At 63.8% G+C, this 23,125-nt stretch carries 20 protein-coding genes; 3 read left to right on the top strand and 17 right to left on the bottom strand.

The features are described 5' to 3' along the window. The first annotated feature begins 307 nt into the window (after positions 1-307). Entirely contained in the window at positions 308-1,240 is a 933-nt protein-coding gene (locus CYJ10_RS24835) for a LysR family transcriptional regulator (RefSeq protein ID WP_101684089.1), read from the top strand. A 400-nt stretch (positions 1,241-1,640) separates the two neighbouring features. On the opposite strand, the gene CYJ10_RS24830 is transcribed toward CYJ10_RS24835, so the two are convergent. The 17 genes from CYJ10_RS24830 to CYJ10_RS24750 form a co-directional block, all read right to left on the bottom strand. Further along, positions 1,641-2,057: a VOC family protein gene (locus CYJ10_RS24830; RefSeq protein WP_101684088.1), complete on the bottom strand. Its 417-nt coding sequence runs from the start codon at positions 2,055-2,057 to the stop codon at positions 1,641-1,643. Between the two features lie 35 nt (positions 2,058-2,092). Then, positions 2,093-3,547, bottom strand: a complete 1,455-nt coding sequence (locus CYJ10_RS24825; RefSeq protein ID WP_101684087.1) for an N-acyl-D-amino-acid deacylase family protein — start codon at positions 3,545-3,547, stop codon at positions 2,093-2,095. A 5-nt stretch (positions 3,548-3,552) separates the two neighbouring features. Then, complete coding sequence (locus CYJ10_RS24820; RefSeq protein ID WP_180863053.1) at positions 3,553-4,539, bottom strand: Bug family tripartite tricarboxylate transporter substrate binding protein; 987 nt, start codon at positions 4,537-4,539, stop codon at positions 3,553-3,555. A gap of 74 nt (positions 4,540-4,613) precedes the next feature. After that, complete coding sequence (locus tag CYJ10_RS24815) at positions 4,614-5,684, bottom strand: threonine ammonia-lyase (protein ID WP_308302995.1); 1,071 nt, start codon at positions 5,682-5,684, stop codon at positions 4,614-4,616. Positions 5,685-5,696: 12 nt separating this feature from the next. After that, positions 5,697-6,686 carry an N-carbamoyl-D-amino-acid hydrolase gene (locus tag CYJ10_RS24810; protein WP_101684086.1) on the bottom strand — a complete coding sequence of 330 codons (990 nt, stop codon included), beginning with the start codon at positions 6,684-6,686 and terminating at the stop codon, positions 5,697-5,699. A gap of 255 nt (positions 6,687-6,941) precedes the next feature. Continuing rightward, positions 6,942-7,877: a LysR substrate-binding domain-containing protein gene (locus CYJ10_RS24805; RefSeq protein WP_101684085.1), complete on the bottom strand. Its 936-nt coding sequence runs from the start codon at positions 7,875-7,877 to the stop codon at positions 6,942-6,944. 2 nt (positions 7,878-7,879) lie between these two features. After that, the gene (hutG, locus tag CYJ10_RS24800; RefSeq protein WP_101684084.1) at positions 7,880-8,677 is read right to left on the bottom strand and encodes an N-formylglutamate deformylase; all 798 of its coding nucleotides are present in this window, start codon (positions 8,675-8,677) and stop codon (positions 7,880-7,882) included. After that, positions 8,674-9,687: a hydroxyacid dehydrogenase gene (locus tag CYJ10_RS24795; RefSeq protein WP_257993515.1), complete on the bottom strand. Its 1,014-nt coding sequence runs from the start codon at positions 9,685-9,687 to the stop codon at positions 8,674-8,676. The genes hutG and CYJ10_RS24795 overlap by 4 nt, the downstream gene beginning before the upstream one ends. Beyond that, on the bottom strand, positions 9,663-10,979 hold the full coding sequence (locus tag CYJ10_RS24790; RefSeq protein ID WP_101684083.1) for a Zn-dependent hydrolase: 1,317 nt from the start codon (positions 10,977-10,979) through the stop codon (positions 9,663-9,665). Before CYJ10_RS24790 ends, CYJ10_RS24795 begins: the two co-directional genes overlap by 25 nt. After that, complete coding sequence (locus CYJ10_RS24785) at positions 10,976-12,658, bottom strand: ABC transporter ATP-binding protein (RefSeq protein ID WP_101684082.1); 1,683 nt, start codon at positions 12,656-12,658, stop codon at positions 10,976-10,978. Before CYJ10_RS24785 ends, CYJ10_RS24790 begins: the two co-directional genes overlap by 4 nt. A 3-nt stretch (positions 12,659-12,661) precedes the next feature. Beyond that, positions 12,662-13,498, bottom strand: coding sequence for an ABC transporter permease (locus tag CYJ10_RS24780; protein WP_101684081.1), 837 nt, complete (start codon positions 13,496-13,498; stop codon positions 12,662-12,664). An 11-nt stretch (positions 13,499-13,509) separates the two neighbouring features. Then, entirely contained in the window at positions 13,510-14,529 is a 1,020-nt protein-coding gene (locus CYJ10_RS24775; RefSeq protein WP_101684080.1) for an ABC transporter permease, read from the bottom strand. 40 nt (positions 14,530-14,569) lie between these two features. Then, positions 14,570-16,159 carry an ABC transporter substrate-binding protein gene (locus tag CYJ10_RS24770; RefSeq protein ID WP_101684079.1) on the bottom strand — a complete coding sequence of 530 codons (1,590 nt, stop codon included), beginning with the start codon at positions 16,157-16,159 and terminating at the stop codon, positions 14,570-14,572. A gap of 36 nt (positions 16,160-16,195) precedes the next feature. Next, positions 16,196-16,948 (bottom strand): LamB/YcsF family protein, encoded by a 753-nt coding sequence (locus CYJ10_RS24765; RefSeq protein ID WP_101684078.1) that lies wholly within the window; start codon positions 16,946-16,948, stop codon positions 16,196-16,198. Positions 16,949-16,986: 38 nt separating this feature from the next. Next, positions 16,987-18,000 (bottom strand): 5-oxoprolinase subunit C family protein, encoded by a 1,014-nt coding sequence (locus CYJ10_RS24760; RefSeq protein ID WP_101684077.1) that lies wholly within the window; start codon positions 17,998-18,000, stop codon positions 16,987-16,989. Then, entirely contained in the window at positions 17,997-18,740 is a 744-nt protein-coding gene (pxpB, locus tag CYJ10_RS24755; RefSeq protein ID WP_101684076.1) for a 5-oxoprolinase subunit PxpB, read from the bottom strand. Before pxpB ends, CYJ10_RS24760 begins: the two co-directional genes overlap by 4 nt. After that, on the bottom strand, positions 18,740-19,921 hold the full coding sequence (locus CYJ10_RS24750) for a pyridoxal phosphate-dependent aminotransferase (RefSeq protein ID WP_257993514.1): 1,182 nt from the start codon (positions 19,919-19,921) through the stop codon (positions 18,740-18,742). Before CYJ10_RS24750 ends, pxpB begins: the two co-directional genes overlap by 1 nt. A gap of 136 nt (positions 19,922-20,057) precedes the next feature. On the opposite strand from CYJ10_RS24750, the gene CYJ10_RS24745 reads away from it, so the two are divergent. Then, the gene (locus CYJ10_RS24745) at positions 20,058-20,774 is read left to right on the top strand and encodes a GntR family transcriptional regulator (RefSeq protein ID WP_101684113.1); all 717 of its coding nucleotides are present in this window, start codon (positions 20,058-20,060) and stop codon (positions 20,772-20,774) included. A gap of 787 nt (positions 20,775-21,561) precedes the next feature. Then, complete coding sequence (locus CYJ10_RS24740) at positions 21,562-22,977, top strand: IS1182 family transposase (protein WP_101684112.1); 1,416 nt, start codon at positions 21,562-21,564, stop codon at positions 22,975-22,977. The last annotated feature ends 148 nt before the right edge of the window (positions 22,978-23,125 follow it).

The raw sequence follows: 23,125 nt of genomic DNA, 5'->3' as shown, positions 1-23,125 counted from the left end.
GAGCCCACCTCGATCTCGCGCTGGCCGGCGGCATGCGCCGCGCGGATCCACGCCTTCTTCTGCTCCGTCGGAACGACGGTCTTGATGCTTTGCAGCCCGTCACGCAATCCGACTTCTCGGATCACGGCGTGCGGTGGCCACATGGCCAGTTGGGGATGGGGCGAGGCAGGAGTCATAGTTTGCGGCGGGGGGCGCCTGAAAAGGACACGCGATACCCGTGACTCTATGTCGTTCCAAGAACAACAAGAAGCGGTCTTTTGACATCGCCATCGTTCCATATCGGAATGCCTAGCCCTACAATCCGGGCATGAGAGATCTCGACCTGACCACCCTACGGCTGTTCGTCGCCGTCTGCGAAACCCAGAACATCGCCCGGGCCGGCGAGCAGCAACACATCGTGGCATCCGCGATCAGCAAGCGGCTAGCTCAACTCGAGGAGACGGTGGGCACAACGCTCCTGGACCGCCGCCGTCGCGGTGTAGTACCCACCGCCGCCGGCGAAATTGTGCTGACTCATGCACGCGCAATGCTGGGCGCAGCCGATCGCGTGGCGCGCGACATGGCTGACTTTGGCTCGGGCATTCGAGGGCAGGTGCGCTTGCTCGCCACGGTTTCGTCTATGGCAGAATCGCTACCGGACGACATCGCCGCATTCCTACAGATCCCGGGTCATCAGGATGTGGGAATCACCATCGAGGAAAGCCTGAGCATCGACGTGGTGCGGTCGCTGCGCGAAGGCTCCGCGCCGCTGGCGATTTGCTGGGATGCTGCAGACTTGGAGGGATTCCAGACTCGCCCGTATCGAACAGACCATTTGGCTGCGATCGTGCATGGTTCGCATCCGCTCGCGCAAGCCGACAATTGCTCGTTCGAGCAAACCCTGGATTACCGGCATATCGGCATGCCGGCGCAGACGGCCGTCCAGACAATGCTGAATCGACATGCAGCAATTATCGGCCGACGTATCGACTACCGTGCAGTCGTATCCACATTCGATGCCGCGCTGCGCTGCGTACGCGCGGATCTGGGAATCGCCATCATCCCACTGGAGATTGCGGAACCCGTCGCACACGCACTTGGAATTCGAGCCATCCCCTTACGGGACGATTGGGCCCGACGTCGGTTCGCCATCTGCTCGCGCGACTTCAATACGCTGTCGCCAGTCGGGAAGATATTGGTCGACTTTCTGCAAGATCGCGCAGGTTCCGACACAGGCATGAACCGATCCGAAGATTCCTGAGGCGCATTTCGGAGCATCCTCGCTCCCAACGACAGAGCAATAAAGTTCGGCCGCTTGCAGACGGCCCAGAAGTCACATCCAGTTCTCGAACGTTTGCACCGACATTGAGCAAGTCTAGACACTCTCGGGCGAGGCGAGCGGCCGCCTGTGGCTCCGCCCGTCGGAAGGTGTTTTTATGACGGAGACTCGAACGCGACGACTTGCAGTCAAAGCGGACGATTAAGTATCTCTAATGTGAGCAAAGACACATTATTTTGCCTTCATCGTAGACGGCTGGCACTCTGCGCGGGTGTATACCGCCAGACCGATGGCCGCCATATTGAGCACGGCGCGCAGCTCGGCACTGAATTAACCGTTGCAGTCGAAAGCGTGCTCGCCCCCCACTGAATCAGACGTAAAGCTAGTGCGCGTAAACCGCCTCCCAGGTTTTGAATCCCTTGACTTCAATCGGATTGCCAAATGGGTCGATGAAGAACATCGTCCACTGCTCTCCGGGCTCGCCTTCGAATCGCACCTGGGGCGCCAGCACAAAGTCCGTACCCGCCGCGGCCAGGCGGTCAGCCAGCCTGCGCCACTCCGGCAGCAACAGGATGATGCCGAAATGCGGCATCGGCACGAGGGCATTTCCCACGCGCCCGGTACGAGCCGTTTCGAACGGCTTGCCAAGGTGTAGCGAGATCTGGTGGCCAAAGAAGTCGAAATCGACCCAGGTGTCGGTACTGCGGCCTTCCTTGCAGCCCAGGACGCCGCCATAGAAGCGGCGTGCCTCGTCGAGATCGGTGATATTGAAGGCCAGGTGAAATACGGACTGCGTCATGATTGTTCAGGTTGCTGGGTTGGCGGATTGTGAAATTATGCGCGATGGCCGTGCCGGATGACGGTGCCGGCACGCGTGCCGGTGGCCGCGCCGTCGCGCCAGGCCATCGCTCCATTGACGAACACCAGGGCGATGCCCGTCGCCTGTGCCACCGGCTGCTCGAAAGTTGCCGTATCGGTGACGCGCGCAGGGTCAAATACCGTCACATCGGCGCAGTTGCCCGCGGCCAGCACGCCACGGCCGGTCAGCCCGAAGTGTCGTGCCGTGAGCCCGCTCATCTTGTGGACCGCCGTTTCCAGCGGAAACAATCCGACATCGCGGCTGTAATGCCCCAGCACGCGCGGGAACGTTCCCCAAAGACGGGGATGCGGCACGGGATCATGCGGCAAACCGTCGGAGCCAATCATGGTCTGCGGAAATGCCAGGATGCGACGGACATCGGCTTCATCCATCAGGAAGTAGATCGCGCCAGCGGGCTGCAACACGTCGACAGTTTCTTCGGCAGTAAGCCCCAACGTTGCCGCGATCGCGTCGAGATCCTGTCCCGCAAATTCCGGATGCGGTTGCGAACGGGTGACGATGACGCGGCTCGACACCGCCAGGCGGTCCTTGCGCAGGATCGTTGAGCCGGCCTGGTAGGGATAGCAGTCCAGCCCCACGCACTGATGGCGCATGGCCTGGGCAAGATGGCCGAGTGTTTCCACCGAGCGGCCATGGTTTTTCGGTCCGATCAGCTTGTGGTGCGATACCACGGTGCCCGCCTGCCCCGCCGCGCCGATGGCCACGGCTTCGTCGATGGCTTCGCATACGCGGTCGCCCTCGTCGCGGATATGGCTGGCGTGCACGCCGCCAAAGCCGTGAAGTGCCGTGGCGATTTGCGTCATTTCATCGGTGGGCGCCGACATTGCGGCCGGATAGGCGGCACCGGTCGACATACCGCACGCACCACTGACCATCGCATCGCGCAGCAGTGCCTGCATGGCTGCTACCTCGGTGTCGGTGGCAGCACGGTCCAGGCGATCCATCACGGCCACGCGCAACGTGGTGTGGCCCACCAGGCAGGCTGCATTCACTGCAGGGCCCGCGCGCTCCAGCGCATCGAGGTACTCGCCAAACACGGCGTAGCGGAAGGCCGATGGGTCGTCGCCCAGCAGATCCAGCGGCGGCGGCACGGCCTGCCCCGGTGCCGCGCACCACGGAGCCAGGCTGATGCCGCAGTTGCCGGTGACAACCGTCGTCACGCCCTGGCTCAATTTGGCGGGCATCAACGGGTCCTGCATCAGGTAGCGGTCGTCGTGCGTGTGCGCATCGATGAAGCCTGGCGCCACGATGCGGCCGCGTACGTCCAGCTCGCATCGGCCGTGTGCCCCGGACAGGTCGCCAATCGCCGCGATCCGCTTGCCGTCCATGGCCACGTCGGCATCGAAGCGTGGCGCACCGGTACCGTCGATCACCGTGCCGCCGCGCAGCACCACATCGAAATCGGCCATATCGATCAATCCAGGGTGGCGCCCGACGTGCGAATGACGCCCGCCCAAATCGGACGTTCCTTGTGCGCTAGGTCGAACAGCGCGCTGCGCGGTCCGGTTGTCACCTCGTACGCCATGTCGGCCAGCCGTGCCTTGATGGCTTCGGCGTTGGCAGCCTTGTTGAAGGCGCGATTCAGCATGTCCAGGATCTGCGGATCGGTGCCGGCCGGTGCGACATAGCCGGTCCATGCCACGGCCTGATAATCCTTGAGCCCGCTCTCGGCCATCGTCGGCAATTGCGGCAAACGGCTGTCACGTTGCCGGCCCGTCACGGCCAATGGCACGACACTGCCATTCTTCAGGTACGGCGAGATCGAGGTGATGTTCTCGAACACCAGATCCACCTCACCGCGCAGCACCGCCAGGTCGGCTTCGGGGCCGCCTTTGTATGGGATGTGCGTGATCGACACGCCAGCCATCGACTTGAACATCTCGGCGCTCAGGTGTCCCGTGGTGCCGTTGCCGCCCGAAGCCACGGCCAGCTTGCCGGGCGCGCCCTTGGCCTTGGCCACCAGTTCGGCCACGCTCTTGACGCCAAGGTCCTTGCGCACGGCCAGCACGTTCTGCACGAAACCCGTCAGCGCCACCGGGGCGAGTTGCTTGTCGGCGTCGTAGGGCAGCTTTTTGTACAGCGACTGGTTGATGGCAAGCGTGGCCACGTTGGCAAAGCCAATCGTATAGCCGTCGGCCGGTGCGTTGACAATGGCCTGCGTGCCGATGATGCCCGAGGCGCCCACACGGTTCATGACAACGATCTGCTGGCCGATGTCACGACCTACCGCGTCGGCCAGCAGGCGCGACACGATATCGGGCGTGGTGCCGGCGTTGAATGGCACGATCAGTGTGATGGGCCGGTCTGGGTAGGCTGCAAACGACTGCGTGGACAGCAGCAGCGATGCAGCGGTCAGAGCGATGCGCGCGAATGCGCGGAACGGATTGGACTTGAGAGCCATGACAATTCCTGAATCAGCGGGGGTTGGCAGTAATCCGGCGCGCGGGCAGGCACGCCGGCATGGGCACGGTCGTCTCAAGTCCCGTGCGGGGCGGCTGCAGTGGGCTGCAACATCGTTTGTAGGAGCGGCAGGTCAACGTTGCCGCCCGATAACACCAAGACGGCATCGCGTCCGGCCAGATCGATCCGCCCGGCCAGCAGCGCCGCTAGCGCCACCGCGCCGCCAGGCTCCACGAGCAGCCGCAGTTCTTCCAGCGCAAAACGGATTGCGGCGGCTACTTGCTCGTCGCCGACCGCTACCGCCGCATCGAGATAGCGGCAGTTGATTGCGAAAGGCAGTTCGGCGGGCGTAACAGCCTGCAGGGCGTCGCAGAGCGACGTCGCACCCGGCGCATTGGTCTCGCGCTGGCCGCTGCACAGCGACCGCACGGTGTCGTCGAATGCCGCGGGCTCTGCCGCCACGAGCTTCGTGCGCGGGCTCATCGCCTCGATCGCCAGGCCGCAGCCGGCCAGCATGCCGCCGCCACCGCACGGTGCGGCAAAGGTGCCAAGGTTGTCGCGTGCAGCCTGTGGAAGGTCCTGCAGCGCCTCCAGCGCCAGCGTGCCCTGTGCCGCTAGCACATCCGGATTGTCTCCTGGCGGCACCAGCGTGCCACCGGTTTCTTCAAGCAGCCGCATGCCGATGGTCTCGCGGCTTTCATGACGGCGGTCGTAATGCACAACGCGCGCGCCCTGTGCCAGCGCGCGCTCCACCTTGTTGCGCGGTGCATCGGCCGGCATCACGATCGTCGCGTTCACGCCGAGCAACCTTGCGGCCCAGGCAACCGCCTGGCCATGGTTGCCGGTGGAATAGGCAATGATGCCGCGCGCGCGCGTCGCGTCATCCATGGCGAGCAACGCATTGAGTGCACCGCGCGCCTTGAACGACCCCGTGACCTGCAGGCATTCGGGCTTGATCCAGACCGGTGCGCCGGCCAGTGCATCGAGCCGCGCACTGCGCAGCAGCGGCGTCCTGACGATATGCGGGGACAATGCTCGCGCAGCGCGTTCCACGTCGGCAAATGCCGGCAGGCGCATCTCGCCAAGCATCTCGTGGTGAATCGAAGCTGGCAACGCCGGCCTGGTCCGGGTGGTGATGGTTTGCATGAGGCGGCTCCTTCAGACCGAAGCCGGCGTCCAGACCTGCGGGGCTTCGCTGGCGGTCTGTGCGGTAATGCGGCCATAGGCTTCCACGCGGCGGTGCAAGCCAAAGTTGAACACCGTGGAGCGCCCCAGTTCGCAAAGATCGAGGTTGCAGTCGGCGACCACCAGTTCGTCATCCCATGTCGTGGCCTGCGCCATGATTTCACCCTGTGGGTTGACGATGATCGAATGCCCGAACATCTCGTGGCCGTCCTCTGTGCCGGCCTTGGCGACGGCCACGGCGAACGTTGCGTTCTGGTAGCAGCCCGACTGGATGGAAAGCTGCGAGTGGAATACGCGCAGGTGGTGCGCCTCGAAGCCGCGGTTCTCCTGGTTCATGCTCGGCGTGTTGTAGCCCAGCATGACCAGTTCCACCTGCTGCAGGCCCAGCACCCGCCAGGATTCCGGCCAGCGCCGGTCGTTGCAAATCATCATGCCGACGTTTACGTCGGCGTCGCCAATCGGCGCCCGTTTGACCGGAAAGCCAAGGTTGCCGATCTCGAAATAGCGTTTTTCCAGATGCTGCACCTTGCGATGCGCCGCATACTCGGCGTGTCCGGGCAGATGAACCTTGCGATACTTGAGCACGATCTCGCCAGACGGCGCGATTACGACCGACGTATTGAACCTGCGCTTGCGCATCGCGCCCGTCTCGTCGGGCTCGAATGCGATTTCCGCATAGCCCAGGTAGACGGTCAGGCCATAACGGCGAATCGCGTCGAACAGCGGCTGCGTCGCCGGCGATGGTAGTTCGGTTTCATACCAGCCGTCGGCCTCGTCCAGGTCTTCGTGATACCAGCGCGGGAAAAATGTGGTGAGGGCCAGTTCGGGAAACACCACGACCTGCGCGCCACGCTGATGCGCACGTTCGAGCAACCGCACCATGCGGCCTACCGCGACATCACGGCCTTCATGTTTCTGGATCGGGCCAAGTTGGGCAGCCGCTACGGTAATAAGTCTGGTCATGAATCGGGGGGTGCTTGGAGCATCGGACGTTGAAGGCAGGGCCAGTGTAGAAAGCTCGTCGACGTCCCGACAGTCCATGCCCTGCGCGCCGAACCTGCCTGCCGCAACGCCTGCCCATCGCGTCATGCGGTTGATTCACAAGGAGATTTCCGTGCGAGGAAGCGCCCCGAGGATGACCCGCCTATAACCTCGGGTTATGGTTGCCAGCCAAACATTGATGCCGTGACAAGGCCGTGCGTCGCACCGCTGCCACAGTCAGCCCGGGCGCCGCTCTAGCAGATGCGTGAGCGTCGCGACAAAACCCTTGGCAAGTGTCGACATGGCCTGTTGCCGCGCGTGGATCAGGTAGATCTTGTGCGTCAGTACGGGGCGGATGGGCTTCAGCACGATATCGCCGGCCCCATCGGGGGTGTGCCCGAACGATTCCATCAGCGCGACGCCAACGCCCTCGCGCACCAGCGCCATCGCTTCGGGTGTCGAGCGGATTTCGATATCGGGGGCGAGCGTGCCGCGCTCCGACGTCAGGAATTGCGCCGATAACCTGCCGAACGGCGTGTCGCCCCCGTAGCCGATAAACGTGGATCCCCGCAAATCATCCACCGTCAGCTCGTCACAATCCGACAGCGCGTGGCCTCGCGGTATGGCGCACATGATGTTGCCTTCACCAATCTCGCGCGCACGCAGCTGCGAGCCTTCGGGGGGCGCCATCGAGGCGATGCAAAGATCCGCGTGCCCCTGCTCCACAAAGGGCAACAGTGCGTCGAACGGCAACGGACGATAGTGAACGCGGACCGAGGGATGTCGATGCCGGAAGCGCTGGATGGCGCGCGGCATCAGCCACTCGCTGTAGCTGGGGCTCGATACGATCGACAGCTTGCCGTCGCCGTGCTCAGCCAGACTGGCGGCCACGGCGTTGAATCGGCTTACCCCATCGAGAATCGGCCGCACCTCCGCAAACAACCGGTGCGCTTCCGGCGTTGGCCGCAACCGGCCGCGCTCCCGGTCGAACAGCGTAAAGCGCATGCGCGCCTCGATCGTGGCCAATACGCGGCTGATGGCCGGCTGCGACACGCACAGCATGCGGCCGGCCTCGCTGAGCGAGCCCGCCACCATGATGGCGTGGAACACTTCGATCTGACGCAGGTTCAGCGGTGCGACGGCATGACTGCGCGGCGGTGCGGACGCTACCATGGCTACAGCGCCGCCATGGCGGCAAGCGCGCCGTCCAGCATGTTGCGCAACACGGGCTGCACGCGCGCCGCGGCGTTCGGCAGATATGGAAACGGCGCGCGCTCGTCCATATAGACGGCCTGCACCATTTCAAGCTGGATGGTATGCACGCCTTGGGCGGGCTGGCCGTAGTGCCGGGTGATATGGCCGCCCTGGAAGCGTCCGTCGGCCACCGAGGTGAACGGACTCGCGGCCGCCGCCGCGATCACAGCCTCGCGCATGGCGGGCACACAGCTGGCACCGCTGTGGGTACCGATGTTCAGATCAGGCAGCTTGCCTTCAAACAACCGGGGCAGCACGCCCGCGATGCTATGCGCCTCCCAGACCAGCACATTGGCATGCTCCACGCGCAACCGTGCGATCTCGGCCGCCAACGCCGCATGATACGGTTGCCAGAAGTTGCGCTTGCGACCTTCGACCTCGTCGGCCGACAGTCCAGCGCCTTCCAGATAGAGCGGCTCGCCACGGAACGTTTCCGTGGGACATAGCGTGGTCGTGGTCTGTCCCGGATAGAGGCTGCTGCCGTCACCGGGCCGGTTCACGTCAATGACATACCGTGAGTAGTTGGCCTCGACCACCGAAGCGCCCTGCTCCGCCGCGAATGCATACAACCGGCGCAGGTGCCAGTCGGTATCGGGGCGTTCGCAAGCCACGGGCGTGAGCCGTGGTACCAGCCAGTCAGGCAGCAACTCGCCGCCGTGGGGAATCGAAATGACAAGCGGCAGCTTGCCTTGCGTGATCTTGCAAACCGGTGGGTTCATGCCGGTGTCTCCGTCGTGTGTTCCGTCGTGGCGTGCCGGCGGCGCAGCCATACGGACGGGTCGAGCATGTGCTCGGGCTGCCGGCCGGCGAGCACGTCAATGATCTGCGTGGCGCATTGGCTGGCCGTGGCGGCGAGCGCTTCCTGAGTAGACCCGGCCTGATGTGGACTCAGCACGACATTGGGTAGTGCCGCCAGCGCGGACGCCACCGGTAACGGCTCACGCTCGAACACGTCGAGTCCCGCCCCGAATAGTCTGCTGTTGCGCAGGGCATCAACCAGCGCAGGTTCGTCGATCAGGCCACCACGCGAGGTATTGATCAGAATAGCGCCGGGCTTCATCACCGCCAGCGCGGCGGCATCGATCGTATGACGGGTATCGGGCCGTAGCGGGCGATGCAGCGACACGACATCGGACATCTCAAGCAGCGCCTGCAAGGTCGGGACACGCTCGGCGCGCTGTGCCACCACCTCGGCTTCGTTCACGCGCGGCGACCATACCACCACGCGCATGCCGAAACCGGCGCTCGCCATCTGCGCCACGATCTGGCCCGTACGGCCAAAACCGACGATGCCGAGTGTCTTGCCGGACAGCGAGTGCATTGGCACCGTGTAGCGGTGCTGCCAGTCGGACCGGCGCGTGGCAGCGTCCGCCAGCACCGCATTGCGCGCCACGGCCAGCATCAGCATCATCGCGTGCTCCGCTACGGCGCGAACGTTGGCGGCCGGCGTGGATACCACCGGTATGCCGCAGGCATGGGCATGCGTCACCGCGATCTTATCGGTGCCCGTACCGTGGTTGCTGATCAGGGCCAGGCGTGGCGCGGCATCAATGACGGCGGCCGACAGGCCTTCGCGAACAATCACTGCATCCACGTCGCGGACTTCGGCAATACGCTCGGCCTCGTTGCTGGCAGTGCTATGGCGCACGTCGATGCCAGCGGCACGCATGCGTTCGGCCCCCACAGGATGGATGGGCTGGGTAATCAGACAGACTGGCATGAATTCCATGTCGCATTGGGAAGAGAAACACCGGCTCGCGCGCCGAGCACGCTGGCCAGCACGCACGTAGCCCGCGCGAAATCATCGAGCCGCATAGACTCGTCGGGGTTATGGCTACCGTGGGCGTTGCGCACGAACAGCATCGCGGCGGGCACGCCTTGCGCGGCAAAGAGTGCGGCATCATGGCCCGCACCGCTAGGCATGGCGCGCGCTGGCACGCCGGCCTCTGCCGCAGCCGCGGCCAGCATCACCTGCAAAACCGGGTCCATGGCCGCTGCCGCGCTGGCCGTAACCGGACCAAGATCGATTTCAACCCGGCAAGCCTGCATGACGTCTGTGCGTATCGCCTGCACGGCGGCGTCCATCGCATCGAGCGTTTCACGGCTGCGCGAGCGCATGTCGATACTGAACGCGACATGTCCCGACACTTTGCTGAAATCGGCCTGTGCCGCGTCGGTCATGCATTGGCCCACCGTCACCGTCAGCTCGTGGCCCGCCGCCTCCAGCGCCACCCACGCGCGTTGCAACGCCGTGACCAGCGCCGCTGCGGCCACTACGGCGTCGTGCCGGTGACTACGCGGCGTGGCGCCCGAATGCGCGTACTGCCCCTGGATCGTGGCATGCCGATAGCGCTGGCTCCCGCAAATACCGGTTACCACGCCCAGCACGTCGGCACCTTCCTCCAGCACGGGGCCCTGTTCGATATGGAGTTCGACAAAGCAGTCGATATCGGCGGCGGTCAGCGTGGCCACACCTGCCGTCACCACGTCAGGATCGCCGCCGGCCGCACGCATGTGATCGGCCAGCGTGCGCCCGGTATCGGCACGGCGCGCGTTCAGTGCGGCGGCATCGAGCAAGCCGAACGCCGCCTTGCTGCCGGCATAGGACACCGGAAACCAGGCGCTTTCTTCGGCGCGGATGGCCATGACCGTCACATCGCGTTCCGGCACGACGCCAGCGCGTCGCCATCCCGCCAGGATGGCCAGCCCAGCCACCACCCCGGCGGCGCCATCATAGTTGCCGCCGCGCGGCACTGAATCGAGGTGCGATCCTGTCATCACGGCGGGCGCCATGCGCTCACGTCCTGGCAAGGTCAGGTACAGATTGCTGGCGGCGTCACGCCGGACTTCCAGTCCGTGGCGCCCGGCCGTCACGGCAAACAGTGCGTGCGCTGCGTTCTCGCCATCGCCATAGCTGTCCCGCGTCATACCCACACCATCGTGGCTCTGCGCCGCGAGTTGGGCAAACAGCGAGGCCGCCAACGCCTCATCGGGTTCTGCCCGTTGCGCTCGCAGATTCATGATGCCTCCATCGCTTCGGCTTCGGGTACATCCGACGGCGGCTGCACAGCCTGTGGGTCCCAAGACTTGCCCGGCATCGCCTCGATCAGCCGGCGCGTATAGGCATCTCGCGGGGCTTCGAAGATTTCTGCGGGGGTGCCTTGCTCCACCACGCTGCCCCGGTGCATCACCAGCACCTTGTCGCAGATCTGCGCAGCCACGCGCAGATCGTGCGTAATAAAGATCAGCGCGATGCCCAGGCGCTTCTGCACATCGGCCAGCAGCTTGAGCACTTGCGCCTGTACCGAAACGTCGAGTGCCGATACTGATTCATCGGCCACGATCAGGCGGGGTTCCATGGCCAGCGCGCGCGCGATGCCGACACGCTGGCGCTGCCCGCCCGAAAACTGGCTGGGATAGCGATCGAAGGCGCTGGCGTCCAGTTCCACCAATTTGAGCAACTCACGGGCACGGGTCTCGGCCTGTGCCCTTGGCACGCCGTTTGCCATGGGGCCGTCGCAGAGAATTCGTCCCACCGTGTGGCGCGGGTTCAGCGACGCGAAGGGGTCCTGGAAAATCATCTGTATATGGCGGCGCAGCGGACGGAAGGCCTGTTCGCTGAGGGGCGCGATGTCGCGTCCTTCGAACGCCATCACGCCCCCATCGTTGTGGGTCAGCTTCAGCAGGCACTTGCCGATTGTAGACTTTCCCGAGCCGGACTCACCGACGATGCCCAGCGTCTCGCCCGCACGGATCTCGAAGCTGACGCCCTTGACAGCTTCCACCACGCGCTTGCGCTGGAACAGCCCGCCCGGTGTCGTATAGGTCTTGCGCAAGCCCTCCACGCGCAGCACCGGATATCCGGCGGCATCCGCGTCTGGCGCGCCTGCACGCGGCCGGTGCGACGGCACACTACCAATCAGCCGGCGCGTATAGGGGTGCATGGGGCGGTTCAGCACCTGTTCGGCCGGGCCTTGCTCGACGATGCAGCCCTTTTCCATCACGATCACGCGGTCGGCAATTTCGGCCACCACGCCAAAGTCATGGGTGACGAACATCACGCCCATGCCCTTTTCCTTCTGAATGCGGGCGATTAGCGCCAGGATCTGCGCCTGCGTAGTCACGTCCAGCGCCGTGGTCGGCTCATCGGCAATCAAAAACGCTGGCTCCAGCGCCAGTGCCATGGCAATCATCACGCGCTGGCGCTGGCCGCCCGACAGTGCGAACGGATAGGCGTGGTAAAGCGATGGCGGATCCGGCAGACCCACGAACGCCAGCAACTCCAGCACCCTTGCGCGGCGCGATTCGGGATCGAACGCGCCGTGTACGCGCATCACTTCGGCGATCTGGTCGCCCACGCGATGCAGCGGATTGAGCGCGGACAGCGGTTCCTGGAAGATCATCGCCATGTCCTTGCCGCGCATGCCACGCAGCGTGGCTTCGTCCTGCGTCAGCAGGTCGCGTCCCTGGAACAGGATCTGGCCCGATTCCGGCTTCAGGTACTGGGGCAGCAGGCCCATGATCGCGTTCGCGCTCATCGACTTCCCAGACCCGGATTCACCAACGATGCAGACCAGTTCGCCGGCACCGATATCGAATTGAATGTCGCGCACGGCGTGGGGTCGGTCGCCCCCCTTGGGCAGCGCGATACTCAGGTTGCGGATCGACAGCAGCGGCGCGGGATTACGGGATTCATTCATCGGTCAGCTCCCTCGCTTGCGCAGTTGCGGGTTCAGGGCGTCATTGAGCCCTTCACCAATCAGGTTGATCGCCAGCACCGTCAGCATGATGGCCACGCCCGGCCACAGGCTCATCCACGGCGCTTCGCGCAGCATGGTGCGCGCCGCGCCGATCATGAAGCCCCAGCTCATCAGGTTACGGTCACCCAGGCCCAGGAACGACAGCGCCGACTCCGTCAGGATTGCCGTCGCGGTCATCAGCGACGCGGTGACGATTACCGGGGATGCCGCGTTGGGCAGGATCTGCGTGAAGATGATGCGGGCGGGCGATTGCCCGATCACCACCGCCGCCTGGACGAATTCGCGCTCCTTGAGCGTCATGAACTCGGAGCGCACCAGCCGCGCCACCGGCGGCCATGACACGATCGCAATGGCGCCCACGATCGAATAGAGCGACGGCTTGAAGATGGCCACCAGCACCAGGGCCATCGCAAGCTGCGGAATGGTCTGGAAGAACTCGGTACCGCGCATCAACGCATCGTCGATGCGGCCACCGTAGTAACCGGCCAGCGCGCCAACCACGATGCCGATCAGCACGGCTACCATCGTCGAGATCACGCCGATCATCAGCGACACACGGGCGCCATAGGCAATACCAGCCGCGATATCGCGCCCCAGCATGTCAGTGCCAAGTGGATAGGCGCTGTCATGGAATGGCGCCAGCAGCGGGTCGGCCACCATCATCCAGGGCGGATCTTGATAAAACGTGGAGGCCAGCGCCGCCGTCAGCATCACCACCAGCAGCAGCACCAGGCCCACGGCAGCGCCACGGTTGGCGCCAAAACGTTTCAGAAAAGACATCTTGCGACTCCTCAGGCTCGGCCGATGCGCGGGTCGATCAGGCGGTACACCAGATCGGTCAGCAGATTGAATACGACGACCATCGTCGAGGTCACCAGGAACACACCGAGCAGCAACTGGTAGTCGCGTTGGATCAGCGCGTCGAACATCAGTCGGCCAATGCCCGGCCAGCCGAATACGGTCTCGGTCAGCACGGCGCCGCCTGCCATCTGGCCCAACTGGATACCCGCGAACGTCACCACTGGCAGCAGGGCATTGCGCAGCGCGTGACGGCGAATGGTCTCGCCAAGCGGCACGCCCTTGGCACGCGCCGTCTTGATGAAGTCCATGCCCAGCACTTCGAGCATCGATGCCCGTGTCAGCCGTGCATACACGGCCATGAAGAAGCAGCCGAGCGACACGGTGGGCAGCACCAGGTGGTGGGCCACGTCGCTGACGCGCGCCCAGCCCGACAGATTGCCGCCCACCTGCTCCATGCCGTAGGGCGGCAGCCAGCCAAGATGCAGCGAGAAGAACAGGATAGCCAGCAACGCCAGCCAGAATTGCGGTGTGGCGTAGATGAGGAGCGAACCGGTCATGAGCGCGCTATCCAGCCAGGTGCGACGGCCGGCATAGCGGGCACGCGATGCGATCACGCCGAACAGCACACCAAAGCCCAACGCAAAAACGAACGCGCACGACATGAGCAGCAGCGTCGCCGGCAGGCGATCGAGGATCACGTCGAGCACGGGCAGCCGTTCGCGATACGAATACCCGAGGTCGAGGTGCGCCACACCCCAGAGGTAGCGGCCAAGCTGCACGGGCAGCGGCTGATCGAGGCCGAACTCCTTGCGCAGTTCTTCCACGTAGGCCGGATCGGACGATCCCGATTCACCCGCCAGCACCGCGGCGGGATCGCCAGGCGCCATGCGCACGAGCATGAAATTGATGATGACCACGCCAAGCACGACAAACAACGCCTTGCCTAGCCTGGCGATCAGGATGGAGAGTGCCTTTTCCACGTGACCGGATCCTTTGTGTGACTGGAACATCCGGTGCACCGCAGGCGCGGTGCACCGTCCTGCAGCAGATTTACTTGCTGATGTAGACGTCGGCGAACGTGTCGTTCAGGCCGATGGCCGTCTGGATCAGGTTGTGCACCTTGCCGCTGTAGAGCGTGGGCAATTCCATCTCGAACAGGTAGCCGTTGGCCACTTCCTGGACCAGCGTCTTCTGGATGCTCGAATAGAGCTGCTGGCGCTCGGTGTCGGACGTGGCTGCGGCGGCCTTGTCCCACTGCGCATCCACGGCCGGATTCACATAACCCTGGTTGTTCACGAACGCCGAGCCCTTGACCTGGTTGCGGGCCAGGTAGAGGCGCGAGACACCCAGCGCCGGGTCGCCGTACTGCGACGTGAAGCTGAAGGTCAGGTCGAAGTCGAAGTCGGACACACGCTTGGCCCATGTGCCGGCGTCGGCCGACTCGATTTCCACCTTGAAGCCGAGTTGCTCCAGGCACTGGCGCGTGTACTCGCCCAGGCGGTCCCAGGTGGCGCCATACGGGTAGGACAGGATGCGCACCGTGGTCTTCGACGGATCGACGCCCGATTCCTTGATCAGCGCACGGGCCTTCTTGAGATCGAATCCGTAAGCCGGCACGTTGCCGTCATAGAACGGCGTGGTCGACGAGATCGGTCCGGTGGCAACCTTGCCCAACCCGAAGAAGATGCTGTTCACGACGAACTTGCGGTTGATGGCCTCCATCACGGCCTGGCGCACCTTTACGTTGTTAAAAGGCGCCTTGCGCTGGTTCATTTGGATATAGGCGAGCTTCGAGAACATCTCCCAGCCCTTGGTCGTGTATTCGACGTTGGGCAGCGCGCGCAGGCGCTTGATTTCCACGTTGTCGACGTCGCCAGCGCTGACCACCTGCACGTCGCCGCGCTCGAAGGCCACCGCGCGCGATGCCGCGTCCGGAATCACGTTGAAGACGATCTCGTCGAGGTAGGGCTTGCCCTTCTGCCAGTAGTTCGGGTTGCGCGTGAGCACGATATAGGCGCCCTTCTTCCATTCCTTAAACATGAACGGGCCAGTGCCCACCGGCGTCTGGTTGGCCGGGTTCTTCGCGTAGTCGGTGCCGTCATAGATGTGCTTGGGCACCATCGGCATGTTGTCGCTCACGAACGACTTCAGGAACGGCGCAAACGGTTCCTTGAGCGTTATGACTACCTTGTTCGGGCCCTGCGCCTTGACCGATTGCACGAATTGGTCGATCACCACGCGGGCGCGTGGATGCACCGTACGCAGGAACTTGTCGACCGAGAACACCACGTCGTCCGCCGAGAACGGCTTGCCGTCGTGCCACTTGACGTTAGGTTGCAGCTCGAATGTATAGACCTTGCCGTCCGGCGAGATCGTCCACGATTTGGCCAGGCCCGGCTGGGGCTTCATGTCGGGCGACCAGGTCAGCAGGCTCTCGTAGATCTTGCCGGCGACGTATTGGGTCGGTGTCTGCTGGTTCAGGCCCAACATCAGCGTGGGCGGCTCGGGTTGCGCGATGGCGCGCAGTGTACCGCCACGGGTCTGAGCGTGGGCGCCCGCGGCAATACCGACGGTCAGGGCGATCGAGCACGCCGCGATCTTGAGCAGACGTGCAGTGGGCAGGGGCAGCTTGGAGGTCATGGAATTACCTGGTTATCGGTGAAGGCAAGAGGCGGGTTACAGCGGTTGGACGGTGATGCCATCGGCGGCCAGTGCGCGCCGGATACGTTCGGCGAATACGACTGCGCCGGGCTGATCGCCGTGAATGCAGAGCGTGTCGGCCACAATCGGCACCGACTTGCCGGACAGCGCCTGCACGCTGCCATCGAGCACCATGCGGCGCACCTGGGCAATCGACGCGTCGACATCTTCGATCATCGCGTGCGGCATCGAACGCGGCGTGAGCGTGGCGTCGTCCTGGTAAGAGCGGTCGGCGTAGACCTCGCTGGCGATGCGCAACCCGGCAGCGTGGGCGGCTGCCGCCATATTGGCGTTGGCCACATAGATGAGGACGTTGGGCGCCACGGCGCGCACGGCATCAGCCACGGCGGTGGCAAGCACGCCGTCACGCGCGGTCATGTTGTAGAGCGCCCCATGCGTCTTCACATGGTGCAGCGGCACGCCAACCGCGCGCGTCACGCCGAGCATGGCGCCTACCTGGTACACGGTGAGCGCGTAGACCTCGGTGGCGGTCATCGCCATTGCGCGACGGCCAAAGCCCTGCAGGTCGGGCAAGCCGGGATGGGCGCCCACGGCGACGCCGGCGCTGGCAGCGGCGCGCACCGTGGCCAGCATCACGTCGGGGTCGCCGGCATGAAAGCCGCACGCAATATTGGCGGACGTGACGTGGCGCAGGATGGCTTCGTCGTCGCCCATGCGCCAGGCGCCAAAGCTTTCGCCCATGTCACAGTTGATATCGAGAGTCGGCATCGAATGAATTCCTCGTGTTGGCTCGTGTTTGCTGATGTTCATGCGGGGGACGGACCGAGCAGGCGGGCTGCCTCGGAGGCAATGGCGCCCAGGCGGTCTTCCATGGCTAACAGTTCCTGTTGCGCGGCGTCGGGCGTTACCGCCCGGAAACGCAACGCGGTGCCGGGCATGGACTGCGCCAGCCTCGGCAGGTCGGCGCTGATGACATAGGCGATCTTGGGATAGCCGCCGACGCTCTGACGGTCGGCCATCAGCACAATTGGTGCGCCACCGGGCGGCACCTGGACGGTGCCAAAGCTGACGGCTTCCGACACCATCTCCAGCGGCACGGACAACGCCAGGGCCGGTCCTTCCAGTCGATAGCCCATACGGTCCGACTGGCTCGATACGGTGAAGGTCTCCTGCTCGAACGCCTTGCGCGCGGCTGGCGTGAAACGGTCCCACTGCGGACCCGGCAAGAAGCGGATCGCATCGGACACATCGGACACATCGGGGCCATCGACGCCGGCTGGCCGCGGGGCCGCTACGGTCGCCATGGCACTCTGCACCATCATCCGTGCCAGCGGCAGCATTTCACGGTAAGGCGACGCTACGGCCACGCGGTCACCGGTGCGCAACGCGCGACCTGCGACGCCACCAAAGCCGGCGCGCATGTTCGTACTGCGGCTGCCCAGCACCGCGTCGGGCGAGAAGCCACCGCGTACCGCCAGATACGCCCTCGCCCCACGACGGCAGTGGCCGAACGCAATCGGCACGTCGTGGCGCACCATCACCGCGCAGTGGGTGGGCAGCTGCACGCCAGCCGCCGTCACGACAATGTCGGCACCGGTCACGGCGATCAGAGTGTCCTGCGCGAAACGCACCGTCGGGCCATTGAGCGTGATCTCAAGCGCTGCGCAGTCAGCGGCGTTGCCCACTAACACGTTGGCCAGCCGGTGCGACCATTCGTCCATGGCACCGTTGACCGGCACGCCAAAGCGCTGATAGCCGTAGCGGCCGTCGTCCTGCAGCACCGACAACATGCCGGGCCGGTCCACTCGCATCGTGTTCATGGCCGTGGCTCCAGCATGGCGTCGAATTCCGCGGGCGAAATGGGCACGAAGCGCAGGCGGTCGCCAAGCTGCAGCCGCGTGGGCGGATTGCGGTCGACGTGAAACAGGTTCCAGGGCGTGCGCCCAATCACGTTCCATCCGCCCGGCGACGCGTTCTGATAGATCGACGATATGCCGTTGGCCAGCGCCACCGAACCGGCCGGCACCAGCGTGCGCGGCGTGGCACGTCGCGGCACGTTCAGGCGCGGATGCAGGGGGCCGGCAAACGGATTGCCCGGCGAGAAGAAGAACGTATAGAGCACCAGCGGCGTGGCGCAATGCAGACGGATTACCTCCGCAGTGTCGATCTCGCAGACACGCGCCACATCGTCAAGATCGGGGCCATACTCGCCGCCATAACAGGCGGGCACCTCCACCTCGCGGCCTGTTTGAACAACGGCAGGTACACCGTCAACCAGCACCTCGCGAATGCGCGCGGAAAGCTGCGCGAAGGCCGCGCCCTTGTCGCGCGGGAACAGCTCTGGCCGGAAATGGACGGCAACTGTGGTGAATGCGGGCACCACATCGCGCACGCCCGGCCACTGCTGCTGCAGCAGCCATTCGGTCACCGCATGCACCGTCTGGCTGACCGCCACACTGACCTGATCCCCGAGGCGAATCTGCAGGCAGCGGTCACCGACCGGCTCGATGCGCCAGTTCGTCAACGCGAGCAATACGGGTTCCGGTTGCGCGATGGCCATTACGCACGCTCCAGCGCGGCACACGCCGTCACGATGCGCTCGCAGGCGGTGCGCAAACGGTCGTCGGACAAGGCGTAGGCCAGCCGCACATAAGGGGCCAATCCGAATGCCGAACCGGGCACCACCGCCACGTTGGCGGCATGGAGCAGATACATCGCAAAGTCGGTATCCGTACCGATGCGCGCGCCTTCGGGCGTATGCATGCCAATCGCCGCACCGCAATCCGCATAGAGATAGAACGCCGCAGGCGGCCGGCGCATCGTCAGCACCGGTGCGGCATCGGCAAGCACCGACAGCGCCAGATCGCGCCGCACGCGCAGGCGGGCACGCCAGCCATCCAGAAAATCCTGCGAACCATCAAGGGCCGCGACCGCGCCGGCCTGGCTGATAGCACTCGGATTGCTGGTGCTTTGGGATTGCAACAGCGCCATGGCCTTGATCAGCCAGGCCGGCCCGGCGGCATAACCCAGGCGCCAGCCAGTCATCGCATAGGCTTTCGATACACCATTGACCGTCAGCGTGCGGTCGCGCATGTCCGGTGCGGCTTGCGCGAAGGACATGAACTCACCTTCGAAGACGATCTCTTCGTAGATCTCGTCCGAGAGCACCAGCACATCGGGGTAGTCTTGCAGGACATCGGCCAATGCGCGCAGCTCGTCGCCCGAGTACAGCGCACCTGACGGGTTGCAAGGCGAATTGAGCATCAGCCAGCGCGTGCGCGGCGTGAGCGCTGCGCGCAGTGCGGCGGGCGTCAACTTGAAGTCATCGTCGGGTGACGCGGACACCAGCACTGGCGTGCCGCCGGCGATATACACCATATCGCTGTACGACACCCAGTACGGTGCGGTGACCACGACTTCGTCGCCCGCGTCGACCGTGGCAAGCAGCGCGTTGAACAGCATCTGTTTGGCACCCGTGCCGGCGATGATTTCTGCATCGTCATAGTGCAAGCCGTTGTCGCGCGCCAGTTTTCGTGCAATCGCTGCCTTAAGTTGGGGCGTGCCGGCCACGCTCGTGTAGCGCGTCTCGCCCGCCGTCATGGCCTGAATGGCGGCCAGCTGAATATGAGCCGGTGTGTCGAAATCGAGTTCGCCCTCGGACAAACTGATAACCGGCTTGCCCGCATCGGCCAAGCGCCGGGCGGCCTCGGACATGGCGCCGGTGGCGGACGGACGTGCCATGGACAGGCGTTCGGAGAGACGGGGAACAGCGGAGGAGGTCGGCATGAAAATCGCGTATCGTCGGTAGCGGCATTCCCTATGAATGCCATTGGTATACCACTGGCATTCAAGCAAGCTGCGTGCCATACTTCGCGACATGACGAAAAAAACCGCCCTCGCCTATTCAGCGTCTGCCGTGGAGACCGAGCCAGACGTTGATCTGCTGACCGACGAACTCCCCAAGGAACGTGCCTTGGGCAATCTGGCCTATGAAGCGGTGCTCGACCTGCTGGTCTCGGGTGGGCTGCATCCCGGAGACCCGATCCAGGAGCGTGCCCTTGCCAGCCAGCTCGGTTTCTCGCGCACGCCGTTGCGCGAAGCCTTGCATCGGCTCGAAGGCGAACGTCTACTGGAGCGCGGCGCGAACAGCCGGTTGTTCGTTCGGCAGGTGACAGTCCAGGAAATTCTCGAGGCGCTGCATGTACGGCGCCTGCTGGAACCCGATGCCGCCGCGCGGGCGGCGGGGCAGATTCCCCGCTCGGAACTCGATACGCTGCGCCAGCGGGTTGAGGATCTGCTCGCGAGAAACGAGCCCGGCAATCCCGAGCATCAGGTGCTCGACGCCGACCTACATGGGGTCATCTGCAAGTACTGCGACAACGAGATGCTCTCCGGCATCATCGCGGAGGTGCGACGCAAGACACGCATGTTTTCACTCAAACGATTGGAAAGACGTCTGGGACCCGTCTGCCATGAACACCTCGCGATGATCGATGCACTCGAGCGAGGAGATGGAGTGGAGGCCGCGCGTCAGACAGCCGAGCACATCGATAATATTCGGGCTTCGATACTCGAGAAGCTGGCACGATGGTAGGCGTGCAAACGGGATGCCATGGCACGAATTGGCATTCAGGCTCGCAGATCAACCTCGCGCAGTCGTTGGAAATACGCGTCGTAATGGCTGACATAGTCGGCCACCAACTGACCGCGAGGATGCGCCGAGATCCGCGGAACTCAAACGCCTGAAGTCCGCCATCAATTCACAGATGGCGCATGCGAATCTGCTCAATGGTGTTTACACGTTCGCCACGGAGGGAGATCCCGTCCGCGTCATCCGGAATGAGGTTTTCGACTTCGACGACCACGCGCAAGTCAAATCGGATCTCTGTCGATGTGCACACGTCGGCCTCCTCGCGTTAGAACTGCTTGAGGCAGCACGCCAAAAGTTTGGCGGATATCTCCCGTCGCGCGCCGGAGATCGAGTCCCTGCGCTGCGCGAGATCAACCTTCGCCTTTGTAGCAGCCTGTCAATGAGCAATGCTGCTTCTGCAGACGAAGATGAGGCATAGGGTAAATGCTCGCCGCTTTTGAAATGAAATATTCAAAATGAGAACGCGCTGCCGCTGCGCAGCGATCCGGACGCAGGGCCGAAGTCATCTGCACCAACCTAGGCGTCGCCGCAGTGACTTCGTCACGGGATCATTGCGATAAGGCCGGGAATATCAAAATGGGGAAGCCTGCCGGCATCCCCTACTCCACCCCGGCAAGCTGACGGCACCGAGCCTCTCACAGGCAGCTCTCGGCCGATTCTGTTGAAAAACTCGGCGTCGCCGGGAGTCGGCAACTATTCTTAAGATCATCGATCGATGAGGACGTCAGCCATGATGGGTCAACAAGGTGGGATGCAGGACCGGCTCTTCTACTCATTCAACCTTGACGACCACGTACCCTCGAATCACCTCTTACGAGGCATTGATCGATTCTTTGATCTTGGCGATCTGCGCCAGCATCTGGCGCCCTATTACAGCCACACCGGACGTCCGTCGATCGATCCCGAGCTGATGGTACGCATGCTTATTGTGGGCTACTGCTTTGGCATTCGGTCCGAGCGCCGCCTCTGCGAAGAAATTCATTTGAACCTGGCTTACCGCTGGTTCTGCCGGCTTGGCCTGGAAGACCCCATTCCCGATCATTCAACGTTCTCCAAGAATCGCCATGGCCGATTCCGAGATAGCGGTGCGCTGCGATACGTTTTCGAAACGGTCCTCCGTCGCTGTATGACCGAAGGCCTGGTTCAAGGCGAGGGCTTTGCAGTCGATGCAAGCATCATCAAGGCTGATGCCAATCGCTCCAAAGGCGTTGCGGGCACGGAGACCGTAGATTGGAGCAAGGGCGAAGGTCCCAGCCGCGCGGTGCGCGAATATCTTGCTGCGCTCGACGAGGTCAATCAAACCAAGGATGACACCGCGCCAGCCGCTGAGCCCGCGACAGCGCCGAAGAGTATCTCGCTGACTGATCCAGCGTCGCGGTGGACCGCCGCACCAGGTGGTCCAGCCTTCTTCGCATATTCGACCAACTACCTGATAGACCTGCACGCAGGAATCATCCTCGACGTCGAGGCCACGCCTGCGCATCGAACCGCAGAGGTCGAGTCAGCGAAGACAATGATCGATCGTGTCGAAGAACGCTTTGCACTCAAGCCTGATCGCCTTGCGGGTGATATGGCCTACGGGACCGCGCCGATGCTTGGTTGGATGGTCGAAGAGAAGGCAATCTCGCCGCATGTTCCGGTCTGGGACAAGAGCCGCCGCGACGACGGTACGTTTCCGAGGGACGACTTCAGTTGGGACGAGCAAGCCAATGAGTACCGCTGCCCCGGTGGGAACGCGCTGCGCAGCGATTGGCGTGCATTTGTGAACCCCCGCACTCACGTCACGAAGGCCGACACGGTCATCTATCGAGCCAGTCAGCATGACTGCGGCGGATGCCCGATGAAGAATCAATGCTGCCCGAACATGCCATTCCGCAAGATCGCGCGCAGTGTCCATGAGAATGCGCGTGACGTAGCGCGAAAGCTTGTGGGAACAGCCGAGTACAAGCAGTCGCGCCGGGATCGAAAGAAGGTGGAGATGCTATTTGCTCACCTGAAACGAATCCTGAAGCTTGATCGCTTGCGGCTGCGGGGACTGACTGGAGCCCAGGATGAATTCTTACTAGCGGCAACGGCGCAAAACCTGCGACGAATGGCAAAGCGGTTGATGCCACTCGGTGAAGATCGGGATGCGATGGCGACCTAGAAGCGATGCGCCGGGTCGAAAGACCCTCGAAGTTCGAGTGCGACGGCTCAACGCGAGTCTCTCCGCACGCGCATACCTCTTCTGGCCGATGCTGAAGTCGGGTTTTTCAACAGAATCGGCCATCAGCAGACTCTCGTCCCATGCGCTG

Origin of the sequence: Cupriavidus pauculus, assembly GCF_002858765.1 — a bacterium.
Taxonomy (GTDB): domain Bacteria; phylum Pseudomonadota; class Gammaproteobacteria; order Burkholderiales; family Burkholderiaceae; genus Cupriavidus; species Cupriavidus pauculus_B.
This window is presented reverse-complemented; position numbering and strand designations above follow the sequence as displayed.

Bases quoted from the DNA above. Each gene is read 5' to 3' on its own strand.
- CYJ10_RS24835 (WP_101684089.1), top strand. From the start codon at position 308: ATGAGAGATCTCGACCTGACCACCCTACGGCTGTTCGTCGCCGTCTGC.
- CYJ10_RS24830 (WP_101684088.1), bottom strand. From the start codon at position 2,057: ATGACGCAGTCCGTATTTCACCTGGCCTTCAATATCACCGATCTCGAC.
- CYJ10_RS24825 (WP_101684087.1), bottom strand. From the start codon at position 3,547: ATGGCCGATTTCGATGTGGTGCTGCGCGGCGGCACGGTGATCGACGGT.
- CYJ10_RS24820 (WP_180863053.1), bottom strand. From the start codon at position 4,539: ATGGCTCTCAAGTCCAATCCGTTCCGCGCATTCGCGCGCATCGCTCTG.
- CYJ10_RS24815 (WP_308302995.1), bottom strand. From the start codon at position 5,684: ATGCAAACCATCACCACCCGGACCAGGCCGGCGTTGCCAGCTTCGATT.
- CYJ10_RS24810 (WP_101684086.1), bottom strand. From the start codon at position 6,686: ATGACCAGACTTATTACCGTAGCGGCTGCCCAACTTGGCCCGATCCAG.
- CYJ10_RS24805 (WP_101684085.1), bottom strand. From the start codon at position 7,877: ATGGTAGCGTCCGCACCGCCGCGCAGTCATGCCGTCGCACCGCTGAAC.
- hutG (WP_101684084.1), bottom strand. From the start codon at position 8,677: ATGAACCCACCGGTTTGCAAGATCACGCAAGGCAAGCTGCCGCTTGTC.
- CYJ10_RS24795 (WP_257993515.1), bottom strand. From the start codon at position 9,687: ATGGAATTCATGCCAGTCTGTCTGATTACCCAGCCCATCCATCCTGTG.
- CYJ10_RS24790 (WP_101684083.1), bottom strand. From the start codon at position 10,979: ATGAATCTGCGAGCGCAACGGGCAGAACCCGATGAGGCGTTGGCGGCC.
- CYJ10_RS24785 (WP_101684082.1), bottom strand. From the start codon at position 12,658: ATGAATGAATCCCGTAATCCCGCGCCGCTGCTGTCGATCCGCAACCTG.
- CYJ10_RS24780 (WP_101684081.1), bottom strand. From the start codon at position 13,498: ATGTCTTTTCTGAAACGTTTTGGCGCCAACCGTGGCGCTGCCGTGGGC.
- CYJ10_RS24775 (WP_101684080.1), bottom strand. From the start codon at position 14,529: ATGTTCCAGTCACACAAAGGATCCGGTCACGTGGAAAAGGCACTCTCC.
- CYJ10_RS24770 (WP_101684079.1), bottom strand. From the start codon at position 16,159: ATGACCTCCAAGCTGCCCCTGCCCACTGCACGTCTGCTCAAGATCGCG.
- CYJ10_RS24765 (WP_101684078.1), bottom strand. From the start codon at position 16,948: ATGCCGACTCTCGATATCAACTGTGACATGGGCGAAAGCTTTGGCGCC.
- CYJ10_RS24760 (WP_101684077.1), bottom strand. From the start codon at position 18,000: ATGAACACGATGCGAGTGGACCGGCCCGGCATGTTGTCGGTGCTGCAG.
- pxpB (WP_101684076.1), bottom strand. From the start codon at position 18,740: ATGGCCATCGCGCAACCGGAACCCGTATTGCTCGCGTTGACGAACTGG.
- CYJ10_RS24750 (WP_257993514.1), bottom strand. From the start codon at position 19,921: ATGGCACGTCCGTCCGCCACCGGCGCCATGTCCGAGGCCGCCCGGCGC.
- CYJ10_RS24745 (WP_101684113.1), top strand. From the start codon at position 20,058: ATGACGAAAAAAACCGCCCTCGCCTATTCAGCGTCTGCCGTGGAGACC.
- CYJ10_RS24740 (WP_101684112.1), top strand. From the start codon at position 21,562: ATGATGGGTCAACAAGGTGGGATGCAGGACCGGCTCTTCTACTCATTC.